Below are 2,077 nucleotides of genomic sequence, written 5' to 3'. Positions count from 1 at the left end.
GGCAAGTATGTTTGGAAATTTTCACTTTTGAAGAGTTAAGCAACAATAAAACAAAACTTATTATTCAAGATGTATTTCGATCCATTGAAGATAGAGATGAAATGGTTGAAAGCGGTTTTGAAAGTGGGGTTGTTGCTATTTTTGAGCAATTGGATAAATTGATTACAGAAAATAAAATCTAAGTAGATAAGCCCATTTGATTAATTGATAAAAGCAAATAAATCATGTCAAAAACCACCATAACAGCAGAACCAAATAAACAAGAACTCTTTATTACCAGAGAATTTGCTGCTCCAAGAGAATTGGTTTACAAGGCGCATATTGAACCTGAAATTGTAGCAAAATGGATGGGAACAAAAGTGCTACAACTCGAAGCAAAGAAACACGGAAATTTTCAATTGGAAACCACCGACCCCCAAGGCAATGTACATCGATTCAACGGAACCATTCATAACTTAGTTCCGAACGAAAAAATTACTCGCACATTTGAAATGGAGAATACCTCCTTCCCTACTCAATTGGAGTTTTTTGAATTTGAAAAACTAACCGATAAAACGAGTAAACTAACTATGCATATAATTTATAAATCTGTGGAAGTTCGTGATGCCATATTAAAATTACCTTTTGAATTTGGTCTCAATAAAGCACACGACAAATTACAAGAAACTATCAATCAATTAAAATAAAAAGGATGACAAAAAGAAACAAAATTATTTATTGGATAGCAACCGTCTGGTTGGCTTTAGGAATGACATCTACAGGAATTGTTCAACTCATTCAGATGAAAGAAGAAGTCGATATGATGACGTTATTGGGTTATCCTATTTATCTTTTAACGTTGTTAGGAATCTGGAAAATACTTGGTGTAATTGCTATTCTCCTTCCTAAATTACCCTTATTAAAAGAATGGGCTTATGCTGGTTTTTTCTTTGCTATGTCTGGCGCAGTTTATTCCCATATTGCGGTTGGAGATAAAGCTATTTCTCTTTTTGGGCCAGTTTTGTTACTGATTTTAACTTTTGTTTCTTGGTATTTTAGACCTGCTAACAAAAAAACAAACTCATAATCCGAATGCTATGAATCCAAAAGTTATTGAACGATTTTTAGAGAGAGCCAAAAAATGGAACGAAGAAATGCGTCTACTACGAAAAATATGTTTGGAATCTGGTTTAGAAGAAGATTACAAATGGATGCATCCTTGTTATACTTATCAAAATAAAAATGTGGTATTGATTCACGAATTCAAAGAATATTGTGCTTTACTTTTTCACAAAGGCGTGCTGTTGAAAGACACTGAAAAAATATTGATTCAACAAACAGAAAATGTACAAGCCGCTCGCCAAATTCGATTTACCAGTATGGAACAAATTGTGGCTTTAGAATCCATCATCAAAACCTACATTTTTGAAGCTATAGAAATAGAAAAATCAGGGATAGAAGTTCCTTTCAAAGAAACTAAAGAATTTGCTATTGTTGCTGAATTTCAAAAGAAATTAGAGGAACTACCCGAATTAAAAACCGCTTTTGAAGCTTTGACTCCTGGAAGACAAAGAGGTTATTTATTATATTTTTCGCAAGCCAAACAATCTAAAACTCGGGAAGCTAGAATTGAAAAATGTATAGAAGCTATTCTTGATGGAAAAGGATTGAATGACAACTAATGGATGAAATTCATAGAATTAACTCAAAAACAACCATAAGTTACCAAATAACAACCATAAGTAGTGCGTTTACAACTAATAGTAAAGCGGTTTATTGAATTATAAAAACCCTTCCAAAGTATCTTTGTCAGGTCGTTTAATCTAAAAAAAACTATTATGCAAAAAACAATTAGTATTGGTGATAAAATTACCGAAGCAAGAAAAAAAATAAATATAACACAAACCCAATTGGCAGAACAATTATTCATCAGCCCACAAGCAGTTGGGAAATGGGAGCGTGGAGAATCAATGCCAGACATTATTACTTTTAGTCGTTTGGCAGAAATTTTGGGTGTTGATTTGAATTATTTCTCTGAAAATTTTCAATCAACAGCTGAAAGTATCATACTAGAACCACAAGTAGAATTATTACCAGA

At 32.6% G+C, this 2,077-nt stretch carries 5 protein-coding genes; all 5 read left to right on the top strand.

The features are described from left to right. A partial coding sequence (locus tag WBQ70_RS13060; RefSeq protein WP_423914966.1) for a hypothetical protein occupies positions 1-182 on the top strand: 182 nt, incomplete at its 5' end. A gap of 42 nt (positions 183-224) precedes the next feature. Further along, positions 225-686: an SRPBCC domain-containing protein gene (locus tag WBQ70_RS13055; protein WP_423914964.1), complete on the top strand. Its 462-nt coding sequence runs from the start codon at positions 225-227 to the stop codon at positions 684-686. A 5-nt stretch (positions 687-691) separates the two neighbouring features. Then, on the top strand, positions 692-1,066 hold the full coding sequence (locus WBQ70_RS13050; protein ID WP_423914963.1) for a DoxX family protein: 375 nt from the start codon (positions 692-694) through the stop codon (positions 1,064-1,066). A gap of 10 nt (positions 1,067-1,076) precedes the next feature. After that, positions 1,077-1,661: a YdeI/OmpD-associated family protein gene (locus WBQ70_RS13045; RefSeq protein ID WP_423914961.1), complete on the top strand. Its 585-nt coding sequence runs from the start codon at positions 1,077-1,079 to the stop codon at positions 1,659-1,661. Positions 1,662-1,817: 156 nt separating this feature from the next. Then, positions 1,818-2,077: helix-turn-helix domain-containing protein (locus WBQ70_RS13040; protein ID WP_423914959.1), on the top strand; the 260-nt coding region annotated here is incomplete at its 3' end.

It is taken from the genome of Flavobacterium sp. (assembly GCF_049590715.1).
Taxonomy (GTDB): Bacteria; Bacteroidota; Bacteroidia; order Flavobacteriales; family Flavobacteriaceae; genus Flavobacterium.
Note: the sequence above shows the minus strand (reverse complement) of the source record. Positions and strands in the feature narration are given on the sequence as shown.